The 25750-nt window shown below is 37.1% G+C and carries 28 protein-coding genes; 18 read left to right on the forward strand and 10 right to left on the reverse strand.

Annotated elements, in window-relative coordinates; all coding sequences use genetic code 11:
• The first annotated feature begins 108 nt into the window (after positions 1–108).
• Entirely contained in the window at positions 109–324 is a 216-nt protein-coding gene (locus ACIP9W_RS12540; protein ID WP_400789835.1) for a hypothetical protein, read from the forward strand.
• Positions 325–406: 82 nt separating this feature from the next.
• Here ACIP9W_RS12540 and ACIP9W_RS12545 read toward each other — a convergent pair whose 3' ends face one another.
• The 5 genes from ACIP9W_RS12545 to ACIP9W_RS12565 form a co-directional block, all read right to left on the reverse strand.
• Positions 407–703 (reverse strand): hypothetical protein, encoded by a 297-nt coding sequence (locus ACIP9W_RS12545; RefSeq protein ID WP_400789838.1) that lies wholly within the window; start codon positions 701–703, stop codon positions 407–409.
• A 238-nt stretch (positions 704–941) separates the two neighbouring features.
• Entirely contained in the window at positions 942–2117 is a 1176-nt protein-coding gene (locus ACIP9W_RS12550; RefSeq protein ID WP_400789979.1) for an amidohydrolase, read from the reverse strand.
• Positions 2117–3349: a Zn-dependent hydrolase gene (locus tag ACIP9W_RS12555; protein WP_400789840.1), complete on the reverse strand. Its 1233-nt coding sequence runs from the start codon at positions 3347–3349 to the stop codon at positions 2117–2119. The genes ACIP9W_RS12550 and ACIP9W_RS12555 overlap by 1 nt, the downstream gene beginning before the upstream one ends.
• A 16-nt stretch (positions 3350–3365) precedes the next feature.
• Positions 3366–4553, reverse strand: coding sequence for a hypothetical protein (locus tag ACIP9W_RS12560; RefSeq protein ID WP_400789842.1), 1188 nt, complete (start codon positions 4551–4553; stop codon positions 3366–3368).
• A 185-nt stretch (positions 4554–4738) separates the two neighbouring features.
• Complete coding sequence (locus tag ACIP9W_RS12565) at positions 4739–5266, reverse strand: YceI family protein (RefSeq protein ID WP_400789845.1); 528 nt, start codon at positions 5264–5266, stop codon at positions 4739–4741.
• Between the two features lie 251 nt (positions 5267–5517).
• Here ACIP9W_RS12565 and ACIP9W_RS12570 point away from each other — a divergent pair, with 251 nt between their 5' ends.
• Together ACIP9W_RS12570 and murB are read left to right on the forward strand one after the other, a co-directional pair.
• Positions 5518–5823, forward strand: a complete 306-nt coding sequence (locus ACIP9W_RS12570; RefSeq protein WP_142539413.1) for a winged helix-turn-helix transcriptional regulator — start codon at positions 5518–5520, stop codon at positions 5821–5823.
• Positions 5824–5901: 78 nt separating this feature from the next.
• Positions 5902–6822: a UDP-N-acetylmuramate dehydrogenase gene (gene murB / locus ACIP9W_RS12575; protein ID WP_400789848.1), complete on the forward strand. Its 921-nt coding sequence runs from the start codon at positions 5902–5904 to the stop codon at positions 6820–6822.
• Positions 6823–7019: 197 nt separating this feature from the next.
• Here murB and ACIP9W_RS12580 read toward each other — a convergent pair whose 3' ends face one another.
• Positions 7020–7178 carry a hypothetical protein gene (locus tag ACIP9W_RS12580; protein WP_400789851.1) on the reverse strand — a complete coding sequence of 53 codons (159 nt, stop codon included), beginning with the start codon at positions 7176–7178 and terminating at the stop codon, positions 7020–7022.
• A 643-nt stretch (positions 7179–7821) separates the two neighbouring features.
• Between ACIP9W_RS12580 and ACIP9W_RS12585 the strand changes: the two genes are divergently transcribed.
• Genes ACIP9W_RS12585 through ACIP9W_RS12595 form a run of 3 tightly spaced genes read left to right on the forward strand, consistent with a single transcriptional unit; the run spans position 7822 to position 11405 of the window.
• A complete protein-coding gene (locus tag ACIP9W_RS12585; protein ID WP_400789853.1) occupies positions 7822–8196 on the forward strand; it encodes an ArsR/SmtB family transcription factor in 375 nt (124 codons plus the stop codon).
• A complete protein-coding gene (locus tag ACIP9W_RS12590; RefSeq protein ID WP_483880176.1) occupies positions 8171–10276 on the forward strand; it encodes a heavy metal translocating P-type ATPase in 2106 nt (701 codons plus the stop codon). Before ACIP9W_RS12585 ends, ACIP9W_RS12590 begins: the two co-directional genes overlap by 26 nt.
• 19 nt (positions 10277–10295) lie before the next feature.
• Positions 10296–11405 (forward strand): GNAT family N-acetyltransferase, encoded by a 1110-nt coding sequence (locus tag ACIP9W_RS12595; protein WP_400789859.1) that lies wholly within the window; start codon positions 10296–10298, stop codon positions 11403–11405.
• A gap of 40 nt (positions 11406–11445) precedes the next feature.
• Here ACIP9W_RS12595 and ACIP9W_RS12600 read toward each other — a convergent pair whose 3' ends face one another.
• Positions 11446–11601, reverse strand: a complete 156-nt coding sequence (locus ACIP9W_RS12600; protein ID WP_142539417.1) for a lmo0937 family membrane protein — start codon at positions 11599–11601, stop codon at positions 11446–11448.
• A gap of 241 nt (positions 11602–11842) precedes the next feature.
• Here ACIP9W_RS12600 and mntR point away from each other — a divergent pair, with 241 nt between their 5' ends.
• From mntR to ACIP9W_RS12630, 6 genes are all read left to right on the forward strand, one after another.
• Complete coding sequence (gene mntR, locus ACIP9W_RS12605; RefSeq protein ID WP_400789862.1) at positions 11843–12262, forward strand: transcriptional regulator MntR; 420 nt, start codon at positions 11843–11845, stop codon at positions 12260–12262.
• 40 nt (positions 12263–12302) lie between these two features.
• Complete coding sequence (locus ACIP9W_RS12610) at positions 12303–13163, forward strand: CvfB family protein (RefSeq protein WP_400789864.1); 861 nt, start codon at positions 12303–12305, stop codon at positions 13161–13163.
• Positions 13164–13255: 92 nt separating this feature from the next.
• The gene (locus ACIP9W_RS12615; protein WP_400789867.1) at positions 13256–14173 is read left to right on the forward strand and encodes a DUF1002 domain-containing protein; all 918 of its coding nucleotides are present in this window, start codon (positions 13256–13258) and stop codon (positions 14171–14173) included.
• Positions 14174–14954: 781 nt separating this feature from the next.
• Entirely contained in the window at positions 14955–15923 is a 969-nt protein-coding gene (locus ACIP9W_RS12620; RefSeq protein ID WP_400789870.1) for a ring-cleaving dioxygenase, read from the forward strand.
• Positions 15924–15956: 33 nt separating this feature from the next.
• Positions 15957–16238 carry a GNAT family N-acetyltransferase gene (locus ACIP9W_RS12625; protein ID WP_400789873.1) on the forward strand — a complete coding sequence of 94 codons (282 nt, stop codon included), beginning with the start codon at positions 15957–15959 and terminating at the stop codon, positions 16236–16238.
• 321 nt (positions 16239–16559) lie between these two features.
• Positions 16560–17024, forward strand: coding sequence for a DUF4064 domain-containing protein (locus ACIP9W_RS12630; protein ID WP_400789876.1), 465 nt, complete (start codon positions 16560–16562; stop codon positions 17022–17024).
• Between the two features lie 17 nt (positions 17025–17041).
• Here ACIP9W_RS12630 and ACIP9W_RS12635 read toward each other — a convergent pair whose 3' ends face one another.
• Positions 17042–17533, reverse strand: a complete 492-nt coding sequence (locus ACIP9W_RS12635) for a GNAT family N-acetyltransferase (RefSeq protein WP_400789878.1) — start codon at positions 17531–17533, stop codon at positions 17042–17044.
• 178 nt (positions 17534–17711) lie between these two features.
• Here ACIP9W_RS12635 and ACIP9W_RS12640 point away from each other — a divergent pair, with 178 nt between their 5' ends.
• Complete coding sequence (locus ACIP9W_RS12640) at positions 17712–18008, forward strand: hypothetical protein (RefSeq protein ID WP_282241269.1); 297 nt, start codon at positions 17712–17714, stop codon at positions 18006–18008.
• A 39-nt stretch (positions 18009–18047) separates the two neighbouring features.
• Here ACIP9W_RS12640 and ACIP9W_RS12645 read toward each other — a convergent pair whose 3' ends face one another.
• A complete protein-coding gene (locus ACIP9W_RS12645; RefSeq protein ID WP_400789881.1) occupies positions 18048–19184 on the reverse strand; it encodes an MFS transporter in 1137 nt (378 codons plus the stop codon).
• A gap of 312 nt (positions 19185–19496) precedes the next feature.
• On the opposite strand from ACIP9W_RS12645, the gene ACIP9W_RS12650 reads away from it, so the two are divergent.
• The 4 genes from ACIP9W_RS12650 (at position 19497) to ACIP9W_RS12665 (ending at position 22357) form a co-directional block, all read left to right on the forward strand.
• Positions 19497–20288, forward strand: a complete 792-nt coding sequence (locus tag ACIP9W_RS12650) for a helix-turn-helix transcriptional regulator (RefSeq protein WP_142539428.1) — start codon at positions 19497–19499, stop codon at positions 20286–20288.
• 63 nt (positions 20289–20351) lie between these two features.
• Positions 20352–21119: a membrane protein insertase YidC gene (yidC, locus tag ACIP9W_RS12655; protein WP_142539429.1), complete on the forward strand. Its 768-nt coding sequence runs from the start codon at positions 20352–20354 to the stop codon at positions 21117–21119.
• 46 nt (positions 21120–21165) lie between these two features.
• The gene (locus ACIP9W_RS12660; RefSeq protein WP_282241272.1) at positions 21166–21411 is read left to right on the forward strand and encodes a hypothetical protein; all 246 of its coding nucleotides are present in this window, start codon (positions 21166–21168) and stop codon (positions 21409–21411) included.
• 121 nt (positions 21412–21532) lie between these two features.
• Positions 21533–22357, forward strand: a complete 825-nt coding sequence (locus ACIP9W_RS12665) for a M15 family metallopeptidase (protein ID WP_400789885.1) — start codon at positions 21533–21535, stop codon at positions 22355–22357.
• 35 nt (positions 22358–22392) lie between these two features.
• Here the strand turns inward: ACIP9W_RS12665 and cls are convergent, their stop codons facing one another.
• Positions 22393–23847, reverse strand: a complete 1455-nt coding sequence (gene cls / locus ACIP9W_RS12670) for a cardiolipin synthase (protein ID WP_282241274.1) — start codon at positions 23845–23847, stop codon at positions 22393–22395.
• A 368-nt stretch (positions 23848–24215) separates the two neighbouring features.
• On the opposite strand from cls, the gene ACIP9W_RS12675 reads away from it, so the two are divergent.
• Positions 24216–25541 (forward strand): L-cystine transporter, encoded by a 1326-nt coding sequence (locus tag ACIP9W_RS12675; RefSeq protein ID WP_400789981.1) that lies wholly within the window; start codon positions 24216–24218, stop codon positions 25539–25541.
• Positions 25542–25750: the final 209 nt, after the last annotated feature.

Consider the following 25750-nt stretch of genomic DNA (forward strand, 5'->3'; position numbering starts at 1 on the left):
TAAGCAAGCTCCGTAATAGATGTAACCGATTGAAGAAATATTTCATTTTACGTAACCTATTTTCTTTTTGATACGTATATCTATTTGAAATAAAGGAGAGTGTTCCTATTGAAAAATACAAAATTAAGAATGGTATGGATATTTAACAATATTTTTTGTTACTTAATGTTTATCGTTTTTTCAATTTTTGTGGTTATAAATAAAGAGGATTTGCAATTAATAAATAGATTGTCAATATGGGTAATAGCAATGCTTCTCCTTTTAATGCTCTCTATGTTTGGTACTTATCGAATTTGTGGATGGATAAAAGAAGGGAAATTATAATTACCACTATGAAATGAATAAGATTAGATAGTGAAATAGGCAATAAAAAACAATCGTGCGGAGTAATCTCTGCACGATTGTTTTAGAAAGAAGAAGTTTTAGCCTCTGCTGGTACACGTTTTTGTAAATCTAAAATAATTGGATCAGCAGATGACTCTAATAAGTCTGCTTGTTTTTGTTGAAGATCTAATCGCATTTTTTCAGTTTCGATTAAAAAGTTATTATATTTCAGTTTTTCAAGTTCAATTTCATCTTTAACAATTTGTGCCTTATACTTTTGTGTTTTTCGTAAATGAGTTGTCCAAATTGCAGTAAGTGGAATAGAAAAAATCATTACTATAGCCACTAAGCCAATCCCTAGTGCGAACAAATCCTCCATTTGTATCCCTCCGTAGCCATTTTCTTAAGTATATACGAAAAAAGAAAGAAATAGTTTCGTAAATATGGATTATTCTGAGCATTAATGAATTTAGTTGGAATTTTAGCTCATTTAGTTGGAAAAAATGAAGTTTTAGTTGGAAAAAATCTGAGTTTAGTTGGAAAAATCGTCTCTTTAGTTGGAAAACCATCCGAAAACGAAAAAAGCTCCCCCGAACAACTTCGGGGGAGTCCATAAATCATTTATTCAAATAAGCCCAAGCATACTGAGCATACAGTTCCGCACCAGTTACAAGTGCATCTTCGTCGATATCAAAGTTTCCGTGGTGATGGGCCCACTCTGTATCTTTTTCAGGATTTCCACTACCTACAAGTGCAAAGCTTCCAGGAGCTTTTGTTAAGTAAGCGGAGAAATCTTCCGCACCCATTGTTGGTTTTTCATTGTACACTGCATCAGATCCAAATGCTTCTGCAGTAATTTGTTGCACGAGTTGTGCACTTTCTTCCTCATTCACTACTGTATCCGTACCGCGAATGTACTCCACTTCCGCAGTAGCACCGTAAAGAGCAGCAATACTTTCCGCATATTGTGTAATACTTTTTTCGATATGATCGCGGGTTTCCGGATGGAATGTGCGAACAGTTCCTTCGATTTCCGCATTTTCAGCGATTACGTTAAATCTTGTTCCGACTACCATTTTCCCGATAGTAAGAACAGCAGGACTTTGAGGGTCAATCGTTCTGGAAACAACCGTTTGAACATTCATGACAAAGGAAGAAGCGACAATTGCTGCATCAACACAAGCTTCAGGCATCGCTGCATGTCCTCCGCGTCCTTGAAATTTTACTTTGATAATATCCGCTGCGGCAAATGAAGGACCTGGTGAGCAGGCTACTTTATTTGTTGGCATTTGAGACCAAATGTGAATACCAAACACATTGTCTACTCCGTCCATTGCGCCTTGAGCAACGATTGCTTTTGCTCCAGCCGCTGCTTCTTCTGCCGGTTGGAATAAGAAACGAACATTACCTGGAAGTTGGTCTTTTACATCATTCAAAGCCTTTGCTGCTATTAATAACATCGAAGTATGTGCGTCATGTCCACACGCGTGCATTTTTCCTTCCACTTTAGAAGCATAGGTTACATGCGTGTTCAGTTGTTGAACTGGAAGAGCATCCATATCCGCTCTAAGCGCAACTGTTTTACCGCCTGGAACTGCTTGAATTTCAGCGATTACTCCCGTAGGCTCGGTTTTTCGGTAGGGAATGCCAAGCTCGTCTAAATACTCGCAAACGAACGCAGTCGTTTTGAATTCTTCAAATGATAACTCAGGCTCACTATGCAGTTTACGACGTAGCGCGGTCAATTCTTCACTATTATTTGTAATGGATTCTTTTATTTTTGGGTTAATCATCATTCATTTCCCTCCGTTAACTTTAAGGCTGTCTGAAATACAATATTTGCACCGCTCGCCAGATGACTTCCATCTGACCATTCTTCAGGACAATGACTAAGCCCATCTTTACTTGGTATGAAAATCATCCCACAAGCAGTAAAATCGGAAAATACCATTGCATCATGTCCAGCTCCACTGTTGATCGAGCAATAAGGAATGTCTAACTTTTCACTTGCTTCCTGGAAGATAGATTGAATATGTTCATCCATCTCTTTCGGTGAAATATATAATAATTGTTCCGTTGAAGTAAGAATGCCGGTAGTCTGTTTAGAGGCAATCAATTCTTCCACTTTTCGCACCGTATTTTGAACGTGCTGCTCTTTACCAGAACGTATATCTACTGAGAATACCACTTTATCTGGGATAACATTGGAACCATTTGGGAATACCTGGAGCTGTCCAGTAGTGATTACTGTCCCATTTCCTTCCTCTATGGCTAGCTTCGGAAAAGTGGCAATTACCTCAGCGGCTGCAACCAAAGCATCAGAGCGTCGATTCATCGGTGTGGTACCAGCATGTCCTGCTTTCCCTTGAATTGTTACTTCTAATTGCGTTAATCCAACAATTGCTTCCACAATGCCGATTGGAATATCTTTTTCCTCTAATATAGGTCCTTGTTCGATATGGAGCTCGAGAAATGCTTTGATCGTTTTAGGATCACGCCATTTTTCGTTTGAAGGATCCAAGCTAATGCTAATCATTGCATCTTCGGCTAATAGTCCGTCTTTATCTGCAAGTACTTTAAAGTCTTCATTGGTCAATAAACCCATCATGCCTCTTGAGCCCATTAACCCACCGCCCCAGCGGGACCCTTCTTCTTCCACAAGCGCAATGATCTCGAGAGGATAAGCAGGCTTCCTATTATTTTCCTGGAATAAAGCAGCTACTTCTAGCCCAATTACGACTCCTGCAGTCCCATCGAAAGCTCCTCCGTTCGGAACGGAGTCAAAATGAGAGCCAACAATAACAGAAGGGGCGTTTGGAATCGTTCCATCTAGCTTTCCAAAAATATTTCCGAACCCATCCTCAGAAACAGTAAGTCCGTATTTGAGCATCTGCTCTTTAATATAATTTCGAGCATTCAAATCTTCTTTCGAATAAGTAAGCCTTGTTACGCCAGCTCCAGGAGTAGCGGTAAATTGACTTAATAGTTCAATATGCTGTTCGATTCTTTGCTGATTGGCTAACATACTATCACTCCTATTCTTATAAGAATCCTACGAAAATACCTGCGAGTATAACAGAAACAATGGTTACGCTTATAAATCCGCCTACAAGCATTGGCGCAAGCATATGATCGGTCAGTGCTTTTCGCTCTTTTTCATCTTGTGTTAACGAGTTAATTACCTCATTCGTAATAATATAATCTGCCGGGAAGCCATATAATGCGGTTAACGAGATTGCAAAAGCCATGTTTTTACTTACTTTTAACACTTTTCCTATGATGAAGGAGAAGATGTACATTCCGATAACCCCTAATACGATTGTTCCAATTAGCGGATAAAGAATATCGACAATCATAGATGGTGTAGCAGCTTTTAGTCCGTCAAATACGAATAGCATTAAAACCATTACACATAATCCAAATCCATTTGCTTTTTGTAATACATGACGCTCCAAAAAGCCGATGCTTTTCGCGATAATACCAAATAATAAACAAAGAACATACGGGCTAACTGTTACGATTGGTGCTAACAATGTAGAAACAAGATAAGCCAGGAAACCGACGAAAGCAAGACGGAAAAATTTAAAATAATCGGTATTATATTGTTTAGGCATTTTGCGGAACATTTTTAGCTCTTCTTCCACTTCTTCAGAAGCAGTAGAAGCTTGTCCTGTTGTAGCTAATTCTCCTTTGCGAAACTTTTCAAGAAGTACTTTCCCTTCTTTTTTCAGCGCAATAGAGGTTAAAGGATAACCAGCAAAGCCTTGCATAACGTATATAACAATGGCGAAAACAGATAAAGTAGTAAGCCCTGCATTTGCAGCACCTTCTGACATGATTAGGGCAGATACAATACCGCCAACTAAAGGTGGTATAGCAACAATGATTGTTTCAATACCAAATAAAAACGTTCCTATTCCAAATAGAGCGGCAATAATCCCTACAATCCCAGCAAGGGAAATGAGAATCGTCTTCCATTGCTCCTTCAATTGTTGAATAGAAAGTAAAGTACCCATATTGGTGATGAGCAGGTAAATCATCATAGTTGCTACAACTGGCGGTACCCCAGCAATAGGAACTATATCTTGTGGGAAGAATGTCCAGTATCCGATAAGGAAAAGCACGGCGGATATAAAAACAGAAGGAATCCAAGCCTTCGTACGGGTTGAAACTAAATCTCCTATGAATAAAATCGCGATAACGATTACTAGTGCAAGCATTTGTGACATAATAATTATTCCTTTCTGACAATATAGAATTCTCAACATAATAACACGAATGGTTAGTATATAATATATTTCAGAAAAGTTAGATTTTTAGATTGGTAATGTAAGTGTTTTCTTTAGATAAAATGCTCATTTCCAAATAAAAAAGCAACTCTGAAAGTCCAGAGTTGCTTAAGAATTGTTTTAAATTATTGAGCTGGGTTTAACTCAAGTTCTACAGAGATTTTAATATCTTCTCCAACAAGAACGCCACCAGTTTCAAGCGCTTGGTTCCACACTAAGTCAAAGTCTTTACGATTAATTTTAGTTTCAGCAGAGAATGCTACAACTTCTTGACCCCATGGGTTTGTTCCTTTACCGCCATATTCCACTTCAAAAGTGACTGGTTTTGTAACACCTTTAATCGTCATATCACCAGTTACATCATATTCGCCATCATCTGCTTTTTTGATGTCTGTAGCTACGAATTTGATATTTGGGAATGATTCTGTGTCAAAGAAATCAGCACCACGTAAGTGATTGTCACGATCTTCGTTGTTTGTTGTAATAGATTTTACATCGATGTCGAAGCTGATTGTTGCACCCGTTAAATCCTCTGCATTTCCTTCTAAGTCAGCAGTAAAGTTAGTGAAAGAACCTTTTACTTTTGAAACCATCATGTGTTTTACCGAAAAGTCGATACTAGAGTGCGCTGCGTCAAGATTAAATTTTGCCATTTTAATTTCCTCCTTAGGATTTCTTTTTTTTTAGTATATAATACATTAACCTCGAAATCAAGATGTTTTATTTCAAAACAAATTGATTATCTAAACAATTTTCTTTACCCAATTCATGTATGAATCAAACTCAAGTTACTTTATGTAACTAACTTTAAATTAATGCCGAACTTACGTCAAGTAATTAAATTACTGTTATTTTACAAAGAAATTATATAGGCGTATAATAGGTAGTAATAGAGGTGAATGAAATGAAAGAAACATTATTATGTCCACGTTTAGCGAAGGCAATGGAATTGCTCGGAAAAAGATGGACTGCGTTAATTATTTTTCAATTAATTGATGGAGCGAAACGATTTAATGAAATCGAGTCGTCCCTTCCTATAAGTGGTCGATTGCTTTCAGAGCGTCTAAAAGAACTCGAAAAAGAGGGGCTAGTAGAAAGAACTGTCTTTTCGGAGGTTCCTGTACGGGTAGAATATAATTTAACGGACAAAGGTTATGCCCTAAAAGATGTGATTGATGGAATTGAATCTTGGTCTAAAGAATGGTTCTAACAATTTCGCTTGAAAAATTATGGGCGAGAACGCATACTATGAAAGGATAAAGGTTAATGAAGAAAGGATTGGCTATTTTTGGCTAAACAGCAATGGTATCATGATTTAAGCGCACGAATAGATGCGAAGAACATAAAAATAGATGAAGCATTGAATTTGCATACAATGACACGAATGGGTGGTGCCGCAGACATATTTGTGACACCTGACACGGAAGACCAAGCTGCGTTTACAGTTCAATATGCATATAAAAACAATATTCCCTTATTACTACTAGGAAATGGTTCTAATATGGTCGTACGAGATGGTGGGGTTCGTGGGATTGTACTTCGTTTGGAAAAGTTGAACAAGATTACGATAAACGGCAACAGAGTGATCGCTGAAAGTGGAGCCGATATTATCGATGTTTCAAGAGCGGCTGCAAGTGAAACACTCACAGGCTTAGAATTCGCTTGTGGGATTCCCGGTTCAATTGGCGGAGCAATGGCGATGAATGCCGGTGCGTATGGTGGAGAGATTCAAGATGTAATTGTGCAAACGACAGTTTTAACACCAAGTGGTGAAAAGCTTGTTCTTTCAAAAGAAGAGCTCGAACTAGGCTATCGTAAAAGTATCATTACGAAAAAAGGATATTATGTATTATCCGCTGAGTTTGAATTGGCACCAGGTATCCAGGAAGAAATCGATGCAAAAATTGCAGATTTGACGTTCCAAAGAGAATCTAAACAACCGCTCGAGTATCCTTCAGCAGGTAGCGTGTTCAAGCGTCCACCTGGTTATTTTGCCGGTAAGCTTATTCAAGATAGTGGATTACAAGGAAAAGGATTTGGTGGAGCAGAAGTTTCCACAAAGCACGCAGGTTTTATTGTTAATAAAAACAATGCAACTGCAACCGACTATATTAGCACGATTGAAATGGTAAAATCAGCAGTAAAGAAAAACTTTGACGTAGAGCTTGAACTCGAAGTGAAAATCGTCGGAGAAAACGTGGACTTGTGAATATATATTCACAGGTTCTTTTTTTATGTCTTAAGGAATTATATAAGCTGGCTATTTTATAAAAGTACAATTATGGAGAAAGTGCATCTCAGTGACTTGCCGCTGTAGGCTAGACGCATTCAATGGAGTAAGCAAGGAGCCTTCACCACTGTTTAATTGTAATGTGGACAATCACTCTCCGAAGTTGGACAATCTATCTAAATAGTTGGACAATCATCCCCGGAACCTGGACAATCCTTGCGACGTTGGACAATCCCTTCCCGAAGTTGGACGATCTCTCCAAATAGTTGGACAATGATCCCTGGAAACTGGACAATAACTGCAAGTTTGGACAATCTCTCCACGAAGTTGGACAATCACCCCCTGAAGTTGGACAATCCCTCCCCGAAGTTGGACGATCTCTCCAAATAGTTGGACAATCATCCCCGGAACCTGGACAATAACTGCAAGTTTGGACAATCATCCCCGGAACCTGGACAATAACTGCAAGTTTGGACAATCTCTCCCCAAAGTTGGACAATCCTTTCAAATAGCTGGACAATCTCTCCCCGAAGTTGGACGATCTCTCCAAATAGTTGGACAATCATCCCCGGAACCTGGACAATAACTGCAAGTTTGGACAATCTCTCCCCAAAGTTGGACGAACCCTCCCAATAGTTGGACAATCTTCTGCGGAACCTGGACAATCCTTGCGACGTTGGACAATCCCTCCCCGAAGTTGGACGATCTCTCCCAATAGTTGGACAATCACCCTCGAAACATGGACAATCTCTCCTCCACCCATTGCAAATAATGCAATTATGCATATAAGCTCTAAACTAATTGAGCTTCTTTAAGACATACTATTCCCATATTGAGTAAGCCATCCCTTATCAAAACCAGAACGCTATTAAAAAGAAAAATAACATTCAAATATCTGTTTGAATAACCTTGCTATTCGAATAGTTTGAACATATAATGATGGTAACAATCAAACAGACATTTGAATGAGGTGGGAAAATGCAAACGAACGATATGTGTGAGGTAACGAAAGTAAATGAAAGTGCAGTGAATTCTGTTAAACAGCAACTTCCTGATATGACGAACGTCGCGAAGATTTTTAAAGCATTAGCAGATGAAACGCGTTTGAAAATTGCATATGCACTCACAATAGAAGAAGAGCTTTGTGTGTGTGATGTGAGCGAAATAATTGGATCCTCTACAGCTACGGCATCACATCATTTACGATATTTACGAGATTTGTCATTGGCCAAATCCGAACGCAAAGGGAAGTTAGTTTATTATGCATTAGCGGATCATCATGTGAACCAGTTAGTTAAAATTGCGTATGAACACGCCATAGAAGAGAGTGAGAAGATTGGAGAAAGCAATTAAAAAAGAGTATCGCTTAGAAAATCTATCATGCGCCAACTGTGCGATGAAGTTTGAAAATAATATAAAAAGCCTGCCCAATGTGGAGGAAGCATTGGTGAATTTCGGAGCATCTAAAGTTGCTGTTGTTGGTAATGTTACTGTAGAAGATATTGAAAAGGCTGGTGCTTTTGATGGTATTAGAGTGGCACCGCTGAAACAGCAGAAACAAGAAACAACGCCATTTTTTAAACGAAAGGAAAATATCGTAACAGCTGTCTCTTTCGTTTTTTTAGTAATTGGGATTATCGCCTCTTTTATGTATGAAGAAACTCATCCTTTTGCAATTAGTTTATTTGTCGTCGCAATTGTAGTTGGCGGCTACGATATGTTCAAAAGTGGGTTGTTTAATTTGTCTCGTTTTTATTTTGATATGAAAACACTTATGACAATTGCGATTATTGGGGCAGCGATAATTGGAGAGTGGCGAGAAGGAGCTGTTGTTGTCTTTTTATTCGCAGTTAGTGAAGCATTAGAAGCATACTCAATGAATAAGGCACGTCAATCGATTAGCCAGTTAATGGATATAGCACCTCCGTCTGCGACTGTTCGACGTGGTGATCAGTTGGTCGAGGTCGATACAGAGTTTATTGAAATAAATGATGTGTTAATCGTAAAACCAGGACAAAAAATTGCAATGGATGGAATTGTGGTGAAAGGAGCTTCATCGGTCAATCAAGCTTCTATTACAGGAGAGGCTGTACCTGTTTATAAAGCGAATGGTGATGAAGTGTTTGCTGGTACGCTAAATGAAGAAGGCTCATTGGAAGTAAAGGTAACAAAAAGAGTAGAAGATACAACGATCGCGAAAATTATTCATTTAGTAGAGGAAGCGCAAGCGGAAAAAGCACCTTCCCAAAAATTTGTAGACCAATTTGCAAAATATTATACACCTATCATTATCGCCATCGCTTTTTTAGTAGCTATCGTACCACCGTTATTTAGTGGAGACTGGCAAACTTGGATTTACCAAGGTCTTGCTGTATTAGTAGTAGGGTGTCCATGTGCTTTAGTGGTATCCACACCAGTAGCCATCGTAACGGCCATTGGAAATGCTGCCAAGCAAGGTGTGCTTATAAAAGGCGGAATACACTTAGAAGAAATTGGACGTATACGAGCGATTGCTTTTGATAAGACGGGTACATTAACGAGAGGATATCCTGAAGTAACAGTTGTAGAGTCTGAAAATCCTCATGATTTCATACAAAAAGTGATGTCGATTGAGACGTATTCCCAGCACCCACTTGCACAAGCAATTGTGAAATACGGTAAAGGGGAGCATATACATGCTTTGACTATTGAAAACTTTAAGTCCATTACAGGCAGTGGTGCAGAAGGAATTATCGATGGGAACAAGTGGTCAGTAGGTAGTGTGTCTTGGATTCTTTCGATCAGTGCCGTTTCAGCAGAAGTAATTGAACGTGTCAAACAATTGCAATCAGAAGGAAACACGGTAATGCTTGTAGCAGAGGATGGAGTATACAAAGGATTTATCGCAGTTGCCGACCCGGTTCGTACAACTAGCAAGCAGGTTCTCCAAAATCTTAAGAGTGTTGGTATCAAACACACCGTTATGCTTACTGGAGATGACACAAGAACTGCAAATGCTATCGCAGCTAAACTTGGAATGACAGATGTTGAGGCAGGCCTGATGCCAGAACAAAAACTAACGGCTATTAAAGCGTTACAAGAAAAATATGGAGCAGTTGCCATGGTCGGGGACGGAGTAAATGATGCACCTGCGCTTGCAGCGGCATCCGTTGGGATCGCAATGGGTGGAACGGGAACAGATGCCGCACTCGAAACGGCAGACGTTGCACTGATGGCGGATGACTTAGAAAAACTTCCATATACGATTCGATTAAGTCGAAAAGCATTGCATATTATTAAAGAAAATATTATGTTTGCTTTAGGACTAAAGATAATTGCACTATTGCTCATCATTCCAGGATGGTTAACTTTATGGATTGCCATTTTTGCAGACATGGGGGCAACCTTACTCGTAGTGCTAAATTCATTGCGACTATTAAAAGTGCATAAATAGTACGTTCGGAGGGAATAAAATGAAGCTTACAGAATGGACAATGGAAGAGCAGGAACAGCTGATCCATTTCATGACTACTAATACTTGGCCATATCATGGTAATGCACATCCGGCTAGAGAATTGATCGAAAAAACAATTGAAGAAGGCGGATATCAATCCGACGAAGTTAAAACGTTTTGGGTGGAAAACGAAGACGGTAAACAGGTCGGAATCGTTAAAATTTACGACTTACGTGATGAGATTCCTTTATTCGATTTGCGAATTGCAGATGAAGCACGAGGGAGAGGCTATGGTCCACGTGCATTAAAAATGGTAGCTGAATATGTTTTCCAATTACCACAGGCAAAAATTCGTTTAGAAGGACATACAAGACAAGATAATTTTGCAATGCGTAAAACGTTTGAACGTGCTGGCTTTGTAAAAGAAGCCCAGCTTCGTCAAGCATGGTTTTCTCCGAAAGAGGAGTCTTATTATGATGCAGTCACGTATGGCATGACAAGAGAGGACTTCTTAAAAGGTACATCAACTCCTGTAAAATGGGATGATGATTCTCATCCTGAAGTGAGTAAAAAGAAAGACTATTCTTTTTCGGAAGAACTTCATACGGAACGGTTAATCATTCGAGCACCTAAAGTAGAGGATGCCGAAGTAGTATGGAAAGCGATTGTAAGCTCCCATGATGCATTGAAAGAATGGATGCCGTGGGCGCAAACGAAGCAAACGCTTGAACAGACTACAACTAATTTGCGACAAGCGGTTGCGGATTTTATTACAAGAAAAGATTTAAGGCTACATTTGTTCTTAAAAGAGACGGGAGAGTTTGTAGGTTCCTCGGGCTTACACCGAATCGATTGGAATGTACGAAAATTTGAAATTGGCTATTGGATTGATAGCAAATTTGAAGGGAAAGGACTAATGACAGAAGCGGTTGAACGTATTACCGAGTTTGCATTTGAAGAGTTACATGCAAATCGAGTAGAAATTCGTTGTGATAGCGAAAATGTACGAAGCCGCTCTGTTGCAGCAAGGTTGGCCTACACATTAGAAGGAACACTTCGCCATGATTCACTCTCTGCTGATAACAAAAAGTTAAGAGATACTTGCATTTACGCTAAAATAAAAGAATAAAACATAAAAAAAGGTGCTGCCAATTGGCAACACCTTTTTTCTAGAGCGATCGTCTTCCTGTTACAAGTTGAATGACGAAAATAATACCTGCAATGATTAATAGTGTGTGGATAAGTCCACCACCTATTTTTAATACTAAACCTAATACCCATAGTACGATTAATATGACGATAATCGTCCATAAAATTTTGCCCATATGGAACATCCTTTCCATCAATATGTGTTGTTATATGTTGTTATTAAAAAGTTACCCTTTAAGATGGTGTATTAAACATTTTATCGTACTGGCAAATAGCTCCAATAACAAAAAATGTATTCATGAATCCACAAAAACGAGCAGTAAGCTCTTGAAACTACTGTAGGAAAATAGGTCTTGAATTGTGATAGGTAACAGTATGTAGTAAAATGAACAAAGAAGTGATGAAAGGAAGATGTAAATGCCAACACCAAGCATGGAAGACCATATTGAACAAATATATATATTAATCGAGCAGAAAGGATATGCTCGTGTGTCTGACATAGCAGAAGCATTATCGGTATTACCGTCTTCCGTTACAAAAATGGTACAAAAACTAGATAAAGATGGTTTCTTAATATACGAAAAATATCGTGGTCTAACCCTTACAACAAAAGGTATGAAACTTGGTAAAAAACTAGTGAAACGACATGATTTACTGGAAGACTTTTTGCGATTAATTGGAGTAGAAGAAGAAAATATTTATGCGGATGTTGAGGGTATTGAACATCATTTGAGCTGGAATTCAATCGATCGAATTGCTGATTTGGTTTTATTTTTGGAAGAAAACCCAGAGTTGCAATCGAGACTTGTTGCACTAAAAGAAGAAACAAAAGACTGAGAAAAAAACTATTTACATGGATATAAGGAGAGCGATACATTTGGCAGAACTAGCATCAGGAGAAATTGTGAAATTACAAGTGAAGTCACAAGAGGAATCAAAATGGATTCTTCAGCATAATACGATGGAAATTCCACTAAACGCATCAGAGGCACCAGAAAATTTACAAGTGGATGATACGATTGAGGTATTTTTATTCGTAGATCGAAGAGGTAATTTATCTGCTACAACTGCATTACCTACTATACAAAAAGGAACGTATGGATGGGCAAAAGTGATCAAAGTTTCTGAAAAAGAAGGGGCTTTTGTGGATATCGGTACTTCCAAAGAAGTGCAAGTAAAAGCAGAAGACTTACCGAAGATTAAAGAACTTTGGCCGGTAAATGGCGATCATTTATATATGACGCTTCGTACAGACAAAGACGGGGAATTATTTGGTCGTTTGGCAACAGAGGATCGAGTAGAAGAACTCTATATAGATGCTCCTACTACATTATTCAACCAGAATATTCAGGCAAGACCGTATAGATTACTTCCAATCGGAACTTTTTTACTAAGTGTAACAGAGAACTATCGAATTTTCGTGCATCAATCAGAACGTGCAGAAGAACCAAGACTTGGACAAGATTTAACAGTTCGTATTATCGATACGAAAGAAGATGGCTCTTTGAACGGATCACTTCTTCCTCGTAATCACGAACGTTTAGGAGACGATGCGGAATCTATCTTCCGCTACTTAAATGATGTAGGTGGCAAAATGCCGTTTACAGATAAGTCTACACCCGAGGAAATACAAGAAATGTTCTCTATGAGTAAGGCGGCATTTAAACGGGCGCTAGGTAAGTTAATGAAAGAAGGAAAAATTGTTCAAGCCGATGGTTGGACACAATTGAAGCTATAAGGAGAAAGGGGTAAAAAGAATCGATTCATTCGGAACTTTTTACTCCTTTTTACGTACTAATGGGAGAGCCAACTGGAAAGGAGTTTGATAAAATGAAAAAGTTTTTGCAAACAATAATGGCTATTATATTAGTAATAGGAGCATTTATTGCCCCGTCCATTGCACTAGCAGACTCAGATGGATCAACAACAGAAGAAGTGGTAAATGAGAAATTTGGTGCGCCGATTGTTGTATACGGTGGAAATCTAACGGAAGAACAAAAGAATAGTGTAAAAGAAAGCTTAAAAATAACAGATAGCTCTGATATTCAAGAAATTGAAGTAACCGGACAAGATCTAGTAACCTATTTAAAAGATGGAGATGCATCTGCTCGAATGTTTTCTTCTGCTAAGATTACTAGAAAAGATGCGGGAAAAGGGCTAGTCATTAATATTGTAACACCAGATAATATTACAGAAGTAACATCTGAAATGTATGCCAATGCCATGCTAACTGCGGGTATTCAAGATGCAGTTGTTGAAATTGCAGCTCCTAAACCAGTTACTGGTCATTCGGCATTAGTAGGTATTTATAAAGCGTATGAAGTAACAGGTGGAAAGCTAGATACCGAGCGTACAGATGTAGCAAATGACGAGTTGTCTGTTGCAACAATACTTTCAGAAGAAGCAGGTATTGATGAAGCAAAAGTAAGTGAGCTACTGACAGAAATTAAAAAACAAATTGCCGAGCAAAACCCTGTGTCGCGTGAAGAAGTAGAAAAAATCGTATCCGAACAGCTCTCTAATTTACAAATCGAGCTTTCTGAAAAAGATCGTCAGTTATTAATCGATATTATGGATCGTATTCGTCAACTAGATATCGATTTTAGTAAATGGTCCGATCAGTTAAATGATTTAAGTAAAACAATTGAAGAAAAAGTCGGTAATCTTGTTGATAATGAAGGCTTTTGGCAAAGCGTTAAAAACTTCTTTAATAATTTGATCGATTCTATTCGTTCTTTATTTAACTAAAAAGCACATCCTAATTGTCCATAATTGATGATTAGGATGTTTTATATTTGTGGAAATTATAAAATATACATATTTGTATAGTCTTCTCCCAATATATAAAGTACATCTCTGTTTAGGGATAATGCGTTGTGAGGTGATATACCGTCAATGTCGCAACAGGGCTTTCACTTAAAATGGGAGGATCGATGAATAAAGCGAAAAGAACGAAACCAAATTTGCAGTCTTCGGCCAATAGGGACCAACTTGATGAAACTAAGAAAAATGAAGTGTTCTTTCATTACAAGTGGCGACCAACCTATTGAAACTAATTTTTTTTGTGGAAAAGTTACCCTTTTCCAACTAACCCTACGATTATTCCAACTAAATGCACCAAAATTCCAACTAACCGCTTCAAAATTCCAACTAAACACATCTTCCAAGAAAAATATATAAAAAACAATTAAAATCAAGACTATTTTAGACCATTTCTACATGCATAGATGCTAACCCGTCGAAAATAGTATCCAATCTATTAAAGTTGATCGTTTTTTGTAGAAAGAGCATCCTTTTATATACTCGGAAGCATATGCTCAGTAAAAGCATCTGTTAGGATGATTGCTCACTCAGGGGAAACTTTAACGGACATTTTTTACGACGCAGTTTCCCTATGCTGCGAATATTAAATTCATGGAAAAGGATACAATTAAATGCCTTTCCGCTATATTATTTGCATGGATAATAAATCTTTGATAATATATAACTAATATATCTCGAATTCAAGATAAAAAAGGAGGGCATAAATATGAAATTAGCGGGTATACACCATGTATCAGCCATTACTGGAGATGCAGATAAAAATCATGATTTTTTCACTAGAATATTAGGGATGCGTTTGGTGAAAAAGAGTGTTAATCAGGATAGTACCTCTTCGTATCATTTGTTTTACGCAGATGCAGTAGGGACACCTGGTACGGATATGACGTACTTTGATATTCCGATGGCAGGCAGAACATATCCTGGAGTATCAAGTATTAGTAATACTGGATTTCGTGTGCAAAGCGATGATGCATTAAAGTTTTGGAAAACAAGATTTGAGAAATATGGGGTTCACCACGATCAGATAGTAGAAAGATATGGTAGAAACACGCTTTATTTTGAGGATTTTGAAGGCTCCAGAATGATGCTTGTAGTAGATAATGGTCAAGGGATTCCTTATGGAAAACCATGGGTAAAAGATGAAATCTCTGCTAAAAACGCCATAGTAGGTTTAGGTCCAGTTACATTAACAGTAAGAAAATCGGCTGCAACTGAAAAAGTACTCCAAAGTATACTCGGATTTACACTAGCAGGATCATATCCATCCAAAATAGAAAGTATGCCAGATATTCTTGTGTACACTACAGGAGAAGGAGGACCGGCAGGAGAAGTGCATATCGAAACGCGTACAGATTTACCTATTGAGCGTCCTGGTCGTGGAAGTGTCCACCATGTGGCATTCCGTGTACCGACAATGGAAGATTATCCAAAATGGGAAGAATTATTGCGCTCTCACGGGTTTACTACTTCTGGGTTAGTTGATCGCTATTATTTTAAATCCATTTACTTTAGAGAACCGAACGGCATTTTATACGAATTGGCAACAGATGAACCGGGGTTCGATTCTGATGAACCGATGGAAACACTTGGAGAAAAACTTGCATTACCACCTTTTTTAGAACCACAAAGAGCACAAATAGAAGCTAAGTTGCGTCCGTTGTCAATTAACAAATAAGTGTGTTAAAATTCAGAAAAGGAGTGGTAGACAATGGATTTTCAATACAAAGAATTAGGCAATGACGTTTTTGCGTATGAGTATACGCAAGATGGAGAGAAACTTGGAGAAATAACGTGGACATTACTTGGAGACATTATGGTAATGGATCACACTTACGTTTCTGATAAGCTAAGAGGTCAAGGTATAGCAAAAAAACTACTGGATGCTGCCGCTTCCTATGCTCGCCAAAATAATTTAAAAATGGAAGCTGTATGCTCTTATGTTGTAGCAGTCTTCAATAAATCAGATGAATATAATGATGTAAAAGCCTAGTAAAACAAAAAGGCAATCCGCTTTATAAATAAGTGGATTGCCTTTTTATTTTTTGTTTATTAAATCTGTGTAAATAATACCAAGATACCTGTTAATACCGAAGCACCTGCCAATGTGTAAAAGAAATCAGTCTGGTTGAATATCAATTTTTTCTCCATCTAATCATCCTTTCTAGAATAAGTGTTACTATATAAATACCCAATTATAAAATAATATAAACAGGTTTAACCCAAAAGGTTACGGGAAGATGAAAAAAGACGAAACTTTTATAAACTGTATTCGTAGAATAGTTATATTAAAATTTTAATGGAGGTTATCTATATGTCACGTACTGGAGAAATAGTGTTAGGAGTAATTAGTGCGGTTTTTACTATTATTGCAATTATAGGAGTATCCTTTCTGGTAGTTAGTGGAAGCGCAGCATTTCAAGACGAGGCGATAAACGCTGAAATACAGCAAGAAATATTAAATGATCCTTCTTTAACAGGACAGGATGCGGAAATGGTTGTACAATTTTTAGATGTATTACCAGGGATGTTTAGCACTTTTGGATGGGGATTTGTTGTTGTCCTTGTGATTAGTCTCGTATTGAATATCGTTGGAATTGTTGCTGTGATGAAAAACAGAAAACCGAAGCTTGCAGGTGTTATGTTCATCCTAGCCGGACTATTTGCTGGAATTATTTCGTTAACTTCGATTCTATTGTACATCGCTGCAATTATGTGTTTTGTTCGTAAAGCACCAGCACAATTGACTGATCAAGATGAATACTATAAGTCTGTATAACTAGAAAAAACACTAGCTTAATAAGCTGGTGTTTTTAATAGGTACATGTATTTTGCGGTAGTTAATGGATGACCCTCAAAATATTCGTCAAATTCTTCTAAGCATTCAAAACCAAATTTTTCATAGAAAAAACGAGCATTTTGATTATCTCCTTCTACATAAACGAATAATTGGCGACCAGAATGCATTTCTTCTAAGCCAGCTTGAATTAACTTTTTACCGTAGCCAAGCTGTTGATACTCGGGCAAGATGTAAATGGCAGTTAGTTCTGCATCACCATCTTCATCTACATATGTAAAGCTGGCAAATCCAACTGGCTGTCCTTGATATTCAGCGATTAAAAAAATAGTTTTTTCCATTCGTTTCGCTAGCATTGTATTCGAATACGCTTTTTCTAGAAAAAGGGATTGTATATTATCAGGAATAATACCTTTATATGTTTCGTTCCAACTGATCTTTGCGATTTGTTGTACAGTTGAAATATCTTCTAACGTCGTCGCCCTAATCATTCGAACTCACCTCTAAATTCTTTTTGTTATCATATCAAAAATACGAGCAATCTTCTACCAATAAGTAGAATAAAAACACAAGCTTCTTATTTTTGTAGTGAAAATTAAAGTTTAAGTGGTGTAAAAGAGGGTATATATTAACAGGTAATAGAATAAGGAGAACTCGGAGGTAATTTAAATGGCAAAAAATAAATCATTATTATTAGCAGGTCTTGCAGCGGGGGCATATGCCTATTTTAGAAAAAAAGAAAATCGAGATAAAGCGATGGTAGCGTTTAACAATACAAAGGCAAAAGTAAATTCCTATATGGAAGCTCAAAAGCATAATAATTCAGATTTAACTACAGCAGGAAACCCAGATCCTCAAGATGTCCAAGATAACAAAATGGTATCTGAAGGGGCTATGACAAGTGTCCAGTACTATAATGAAGAAGTACAAGATAACACTAAAAAATCCGAAGAAGTTACAAATTAAAAGTGCCTATTAAGGGCACTTTTTAATTTGCCGGAGTCTTTACTTTTTATTGATTAAAATAGATAAACCAGATATTATGAGTAAAATAATTCCCGTTAGGAAAAAGCCGTCATTGGCAGTTAACTCTAAATAGCCAGTCACACTCGATCCTGCTACAACACCAATAGAGAAAAAGGCATAGAAATAACCATACGCTTTGCCCCGGTTAGAAGAATGTGTAGAATCGATTAATAGTGAATTAATGGAAGGGAATAAAAACGCAAAGCCGACCCCATATAAACCCATCCAAATATACATAAACAACAATAACTCCGTTTGTCCTAAAAGCAACATACTTATACCCATAAGAGACATTCCAAAAGCCAGCGTCTTCACAGGTTTTACCCGATCGAAAATACGATTCGTTGGCATAATAAAAACCAGAATTGCGACAAAACCGAAAGTACTTAATAGCAAACCGCTAGTTTTCGTATCAAATCCGAGATGTAATATCTTTAATGGGAGCATATAAGCTAATACGCCTTGCGAAAACATTAAGAAAAATGCTCCTGCAAAAGCTTTTACAAGTCCAGCTTCCTGAAAAAAATGGCGAATAGAAATAGTAGGAGTTGACTTAGTAATGATGGTTTGTCTACGAATTATAATGGATCTTAAAAGAAAAATCGATAAAATGCTTAACAAAAGCATAACGCAAGCCGTAATACTAAGTACAAATACTTCGCTTTTCTTACTAGCAATAATTCCGCTCATAGCTGGACCTACTATAGCAGCTAATCCAACAAATGCACCAGATAGTGCCACACCTTTCCCACGTTTTTCGCTAGCTGTTTGGTTAGCTGAAAAAGTAAAAGCAGCAGGTACGATAAATCCTGCAACCAAACCGTGGATAAATCGTATGAATAATAAACCAATTGGTTCTGTTACCAAATGATACAAAAATAATGCAACGCTAGTAGTAAACAAACCAAATAGTAGAACGTAATAGGGCCCTTTTTTATCAGTCAAAAATCCAGAAATAATGTTACCGATTGTATTGGCGAAGGAATACATGCCTACAACTAAGCCAGTTATAAATGGAGTTGCACCAAGTTTATTAGCATAAGGACTCATAATCGGCAATTGTGTAAACAGATCAAAAAATGAGAAAAAGATAATGATATAAACAAATAAGCGCAATTTAGTTCCTCTTTTCTATATCGAACTATTCCTTAGTTTAGCATTTAGATCTGCTTCACACTAGAAACGGGAAAGAATATTTGGATTGGATAAAAATTTATAGAAGATAATTGAAAAATAGTGGGAAATGACGAAATAAACTATAGTATCCATATAATTATGTTTATATAATAACAAAGGAAATTTATGTGAAAAATTTCACTTCTTTTAAGTGATAATATTTTAAACTTCCAGTATAATGATATAAAGTGATTCTGTATTCCTAAAGTACGAATTCCAAAAGTACTAGACGAAAAGAAAGATGAGGTTTGTATGTATAGCAAAGAGAAAATATTTTTGGAGTATTTCTCCAAGTCTTATAACAAAGAAATGGGTGTCACAAATAGAATCGAAGGACTAGATCAGTTTTTCGAATTAGAGAAGAAGTTATTTCTACATATGTTTTCATATGAAATAGAAGAAGCAAAAGCAGTATTGAGAAAAATGATTGACTTAATCATTGCTAGAACTGGAAAACAAATGATATTAAATGTGAAAAATTACTATATTCAATTAGCATCCATTATGGCGAGAAAGCTTTACGAAAACCAAGTACCTACAGATAAAGTAATGGCTTTTAATATTGCAAGCGTGGATATTATTGATACACAAATGAATGATGCCCAATTTCTCCAATGTGCAGATGAGCTAGTGGAATTTTTTGTTTTGGTCATTACAGAGAGGAAAAAACCCTCCTTCGGTCACCAAACAGTGAATAAAGTAATATTATTTATCAACGATGGGATTGAGACTAGTTTAACGGTGGAGGATATTGCAAATCATTTCAATATTAGTACAAGCCATTTGTCTCGTATATTCAGAGAACATACTGGTGTAACTTTAGTGGAGTATTTAAATATTCGTAAAGTTGAAGAATGCCAATTTTTTTTACGGCACACGAACAAAGCTATTTTGGATATTTCAGATGCATTCCATTTTTGCAACCAAAGTTACTTCACGCGTATTTTTAAAAAATATACAGGTGTTACACCTAAACAATTTAGAAATCATCTGGAACATCCGACCTTTAAATATGTTTTCCCTAATGAGCCTAAATCACTTTAGATTTGATAAATAGCTTCATAGTGATGTATACTCTGTATAGTTTGATAATTGTAGGTGAATGAATTGAAAAAGAAGATTAGTTTACTTTCTATTCTTGTATTCGCAGCCCTTGTATTAGGTGGATGCGCAGGAGTAGAAAACAAAGAGGGTACTTTTTACAATATATTTGTTCGTCCTTTTGAATTTTTGATACATTTCTTTGGTGAAATGTTCAATGGTAGCTATGGGCTAGCGATTATCGCCATCACAGTTATTATCCGTTTTGCACTTATGCCATTAATGCTTAGAAACTATAAGCATCAGCAAGGCATGAAAGAAAAAATGGATAAATTGAAACCAGAGATGGATGAAATTCAAAAGAAATTAAAAGAAACAAAATCTAAAGAAGAACAAATGGCTTTACAGCAAGAAATGATGGGTCTATATCGCAAACATGGTGTAAATCCATTGAATATGGGTTGCTTGCCAATGCTTATTCAAATGCCTATTGTAATGGGATTATACTTTGCTATTTCGCATTCAACAGAGATTAAAGCCCATCCGTTTTTATGGTTTAACTTAGGTTCTCCTGATATCGCGATGACACTTATAGCTGGAGCAGTGTATTTCATTCAAGCGAAAGTATCATTATGGACGGTACCGGAACAACAAAAGCAACAAATGAAGATGATGATTTATATTTCTCCTATTATGATTATGTTCATCTCGTTCAGCTCAATGGCAGCATTGCCACTTTACTGGGCAGTTGGTGGGCTATTATTAATATTCCAAACATACTTGGGAAGAAAATTCTATTCTAATCATCCAGAGAAAGCGAAAGAATCAGTATAAAAAACGAAGCTTTTATAGCTTCGTTTTTTCTTGTGAGGTGTATGAAATGAAAAGAAATTGGATTTTTGGTATTTTAATTGTAGGAGCAGCAATTACTGCCTTAGTGTTTATCGTATTAGGTAATTTAAACCTAGCAGTTTTATTTATGACAGCTATTTTTGCACTTAGTAATGGCTACCGTGCGATTAGTTTTAAGGAAAAAGGATTTCCACGCGAGGCAAAGTGGATGAGAACGATGGCAATCGTCTTTACTATCCTGTTTTTCGTCGTTTTAGGATTAATATTATTTTAAAAATGCGTTTACCTGAGAAAGGTAGACGTATTTTTTATTTTAAGGAAGATAGTCTAGCGAATTATTCAGGAAAAAATGGTAAACTAGAAGTATCGTTAGTGGAAAGAAGGAAGACGAGTACATGAAGTCAAGATATAGTATGTTACAAAAGAAGAAAAGAAAATGGCCTTATATTATTTCAGGATCCATTTTAGGAGTATTAATAGTAGCAATTGTCGGGTGGATTTGGTGGAATGACTGGGATATAGATAAAAGTATAGCTGCATTAGGAATTTCCCTTAAAACAGAGGAGTCTGTTCCCGTAGAGGAAAAACCTGTAGAAGAACCAGTAGAAGAAGAACCAGTTGTAGAAACCCCAACTGTTGTGGAACCTGAAGTTGATATGTCAGGAGCAAAAGGATATGTGGGCAACGAAACATTGCCGGAAGAACCAACTTATGTGGAAGGGATATTGATTGCAAGTAAAAAGTATCCATTGCCATCTACTTATGCACCAGGGGAAAGCAAGGAAGCAAGAGCTGCTTTTGAGGAAATGGCAGCAGAAGCTAAACTTTCTAGCTATGAGCTGGTTGCATTTAGTACGTATCGTTCGTTTGAATATCAAACAACTCTATATGAAAAGTATGTAAGTAACGATGGTCAAGAGGCAGCTGATCGCTATAGCGCCAGACCAGGCTATTCTGAACATCAAACAGGGCTTGCTTTCGATATAGGAGAAAAGCATTTTGAACAACATTTTGCTAGAGAGAGCTTTGGAGAAACAGAAGCTGGCAAATGGGTGGCTGCCAACGCCCATAAATATGGTTTTATCATGCGCTATCCAAATGGAAAAGAAAAAATCACTGGTTATATGTACGAACCATGGCATTTCCGATATGTAGGTAAAGAGCTTGCCCCAAAGGTTTTTGAAGCAGGAATAACGTTAGAAGAATATTTCAACTTATAAATGAAAAGAGGTTTCCGAATTTGGAAACCTCTTTTTTATAATATTGGAGATAGCAATCGTGCCAGTGATTCTTTAAATTTAATCATTTTAGTTCGTTCCTCGTAAATCTCCCATGTCATCTCGGTTGATACTTTCATATCCTCTTCGAAAATTTCAGCTAGCTTATGAGAAGTTTCCCGATCATAAATAAATGCATTCACTTCAAAATTTAACTTAAAACTTCGAACGTCAATATTAGCTGTCCCTACAGTAGAGGCTTCATCATCAATTACAATCATTTTTGTATGCAAAAATCCATTTTCGTAAATGTAAATTTTTGCCCCAGCTTTTATAAGTTCTCCAACATAGGAGTAAGTAGCCCAATAAACAAAAATATGGTCTGGTTTGTTTGGAATCATGATCCGCACATCGATACCTGATAAGCAGGCAATACGTAATGTGTCCATAAAACTAGCATCCGGGATAAAGTATGGAGTTTGGATATAAATATACCTTTTAGCCATCATGATTAACTTTAAGTATCCATTTTTAATTTGTTCCCATTCGGAATCCGGACCGCTCGAAACGATTTGTAAACCGACAGAACCTTTTAAAGGGATAGCCGGGAAAAAGATATCGGAGTATTCTATATCATGTTCAGCGGAAGCCTGGTTCCAATCCAGTATAAAACGTGTTTGAAGCGGATGAACGGAGCTTCCCTCAATCCGTAAATGCGTATCGCGCCAATATCCAAACTTTTTGTTTAATCCTAAATACTCATCCCCCACATTAAATCCCCCAATATAGCCAATACGTCCGTCAATTACGACTATTTTTCGGTGATTACGATAATTCATCCGAGGATTAATGAGAGGTAAAATGGCAGGAAAGAAAGCTTCCACTCTTCCACCCAAATCAATTAGTTCTTTAAAATGTCTTTTCCTTAAGGAACGGGATCCTGTATCATCGTATAATATTCGAACTTTTACCCCTTGTTTTGCTTTTGCTAAAAGTACTTGGTAAATCTTCTGCCCAAGGTTGTCTAAACGAAAAATGTAATACTGAATATGAATATGATCTTTCGCATTTTCTAAATCATGTAGGAGCGCATCGAATTTTTTACGACCATCCGTAAAAATTTCTACATCGTTGTCTTGTGTTAAGACTGCGTGGTTATTATGCAAATGCATAATAATAAGCTCTTTATAATGACTAGCATCATCTAGACGGAAATCGAATGAGTCATCCTCTATAGCTTCCATTTGGAATTCGATCAGCTTATCAATCCCGATTTTGTTTTTTCCTTCCCATCGAAACAAATGCTTTTTACGTAACTTTCTTCCAAATAACAAATAGATACCGAATCCTACAATAGGGATAAAAAACAGAATCATAATCCAAGCCCATGTGGAAGAAGCGTCCCGCCTTTCCAAAAATATTAATGCAATAGCAAGGAAGATATTTAAAATAAGAATGCCGGAAACGAGTAGGCTATAAACGCTTGCTGCCATAGTAACACCCCCTAAAATGAAGTTTATCTTCAGTATAGCCGATTTAACGAAAAGAAAGAAGAAAAGCAAATATCTACTACATTTTGGCGTAATAGCGACATCTATTGAATTGCGCCGGATGCCTATAGTGCTTGAATGAATAATACCCTTACCGCTGGATTTGTTAAACTACGATTGCCTTTCTTTTAGGGGAAATAGAGTATTTGAATTCCTTGACGATGCAATTTAGTTTAAAAACCCACTTGACCAATAGGAATAAAAGAATTATTATATGTTAAGAGTTAAATAGGGAGGTATTTTAGGTGAATTTATTATTCATTATTCTTAACGTGGTAGCCTTATTGGTTTTCGTTGGAATATTAATCATAATGCAAAAGAAACATGTTTCTTTTTCAAAAAGAGTATTTACAGCGTTAGGGCTAGGGATTGCTTTAGGCTTAGCACTTAACTTTATTTACGGAGCAACTTCAGAAGTATTGGCCGACTCTGTACAATGGTATAACCTAATTGGAACAGGTTATGTGAAGCTTCTTCAGATGATTGTAATGCCATTAGTATTTATTTCAATTTTGGGGGCATTTACGAAAATTACTATTGGTAAAAACTTCGGGAAAATGGCGGCAATCATTTTAAGTATTTTAATCGGTACGACAGCAATAGCAGCACTTGTAGGTATAGGCTCAGCTGCAATATTTGATTTAAATGCAGATCAAATTGTGCAAGGAGATGCAGAATCAGCTCGTGCAGAATATTATGAAGGACGTTCCGCGGAAGTAGCAGATAAAACGCTTCCTGAGCAAATAATTGAATTACTTCCTGCAAATCCATTTTTAGATTTCACAGGAGCACGTTCTACATCTACTATAGCGGTAGTTGTTTTTGCAGCATTTTTAGGATTCGCTTATTTAGGGGTTTCGCGTAGAGATAAAGATAATGCAACGATTATTAAAAAGGGTATTGATGCAGTTTATGCACTTGTCATGAGTGTAGTGAAAATTGTATTGCGTTTAACGCCATACGGAATTTTAGCAATTATGGCAAGAACAGTAGCAACCTCTGATTTTGGGGCAATATTTAACTTAGGTAAGTTTGTGGTAGCTTCTTATGTAGCACTTGCAGTAGTGTTTGGCATGCACTTACTAATTATTTTGTTATCTGGACTAAATCCAATAACTTATTTGAAAAAAGCAGCAGAGCCATTACTTTTTGCATTTACTTCCCGTTCAAGCGCAGGGACATTGCCTATTAATATTAATACACAAACGAACAAATTAGGTGTATCAGAAGGAGTAGCTAACTTCTCTGGATCATTTGGTTTGTCTATAGGGCAAAACGGATGTGCTGGTATATATCCAGCAATGCTTGCATTTATGATTGCACCATCACAAGGGATTAATCCTTTAGATCCGATGTTCATCTTAACAGTGGTAGCAGTTGTTGCCATCAGTTCATTTGGTGTTGCAGGTGTAGGAGGCGGAGCAACATTTGCCGCAATTCTAGTACTATCTGCTTTAAACTTACCTGTTGCTTTAGCTGGTTTACTCGTTTCAGTAGAACCATTAATCGATATGGGTCGTACAGCAGTAAACGTAAGTGGTTCAATGACAGCAGGAGTTACTACAGCAAAAATTACCGGTGAGTTAGATAAAGACGTATATAACGCACCGCTAGAAACACAATCAGTAGAAGCTTAATAGAAATACGAAAAGCCGTCCTTTCGAGGACGGTTTTTTGTGTTTTATTAAGTATCTCTGGCATTAGAAAATGTTCTGCAACAATATGTCTAAGCTAGTAAATTAGATTATCAGCACCTCATGCGCAGTATAGATATACTGCGAAGTAAGAAATTTTATTAGGTGACCACTGGGATATTCGCTACAGGGTGGACGCTTTCCGCGGGCAC

This window comes from Psychrobacillus sp. NPDC093180, from assembly GCF_044754065.1.
Taxonomy (GTDB): Bacteria; Bacillota; Bacilli; order Bacillales_A; family Planococcaceae; genus Psychrobacillus.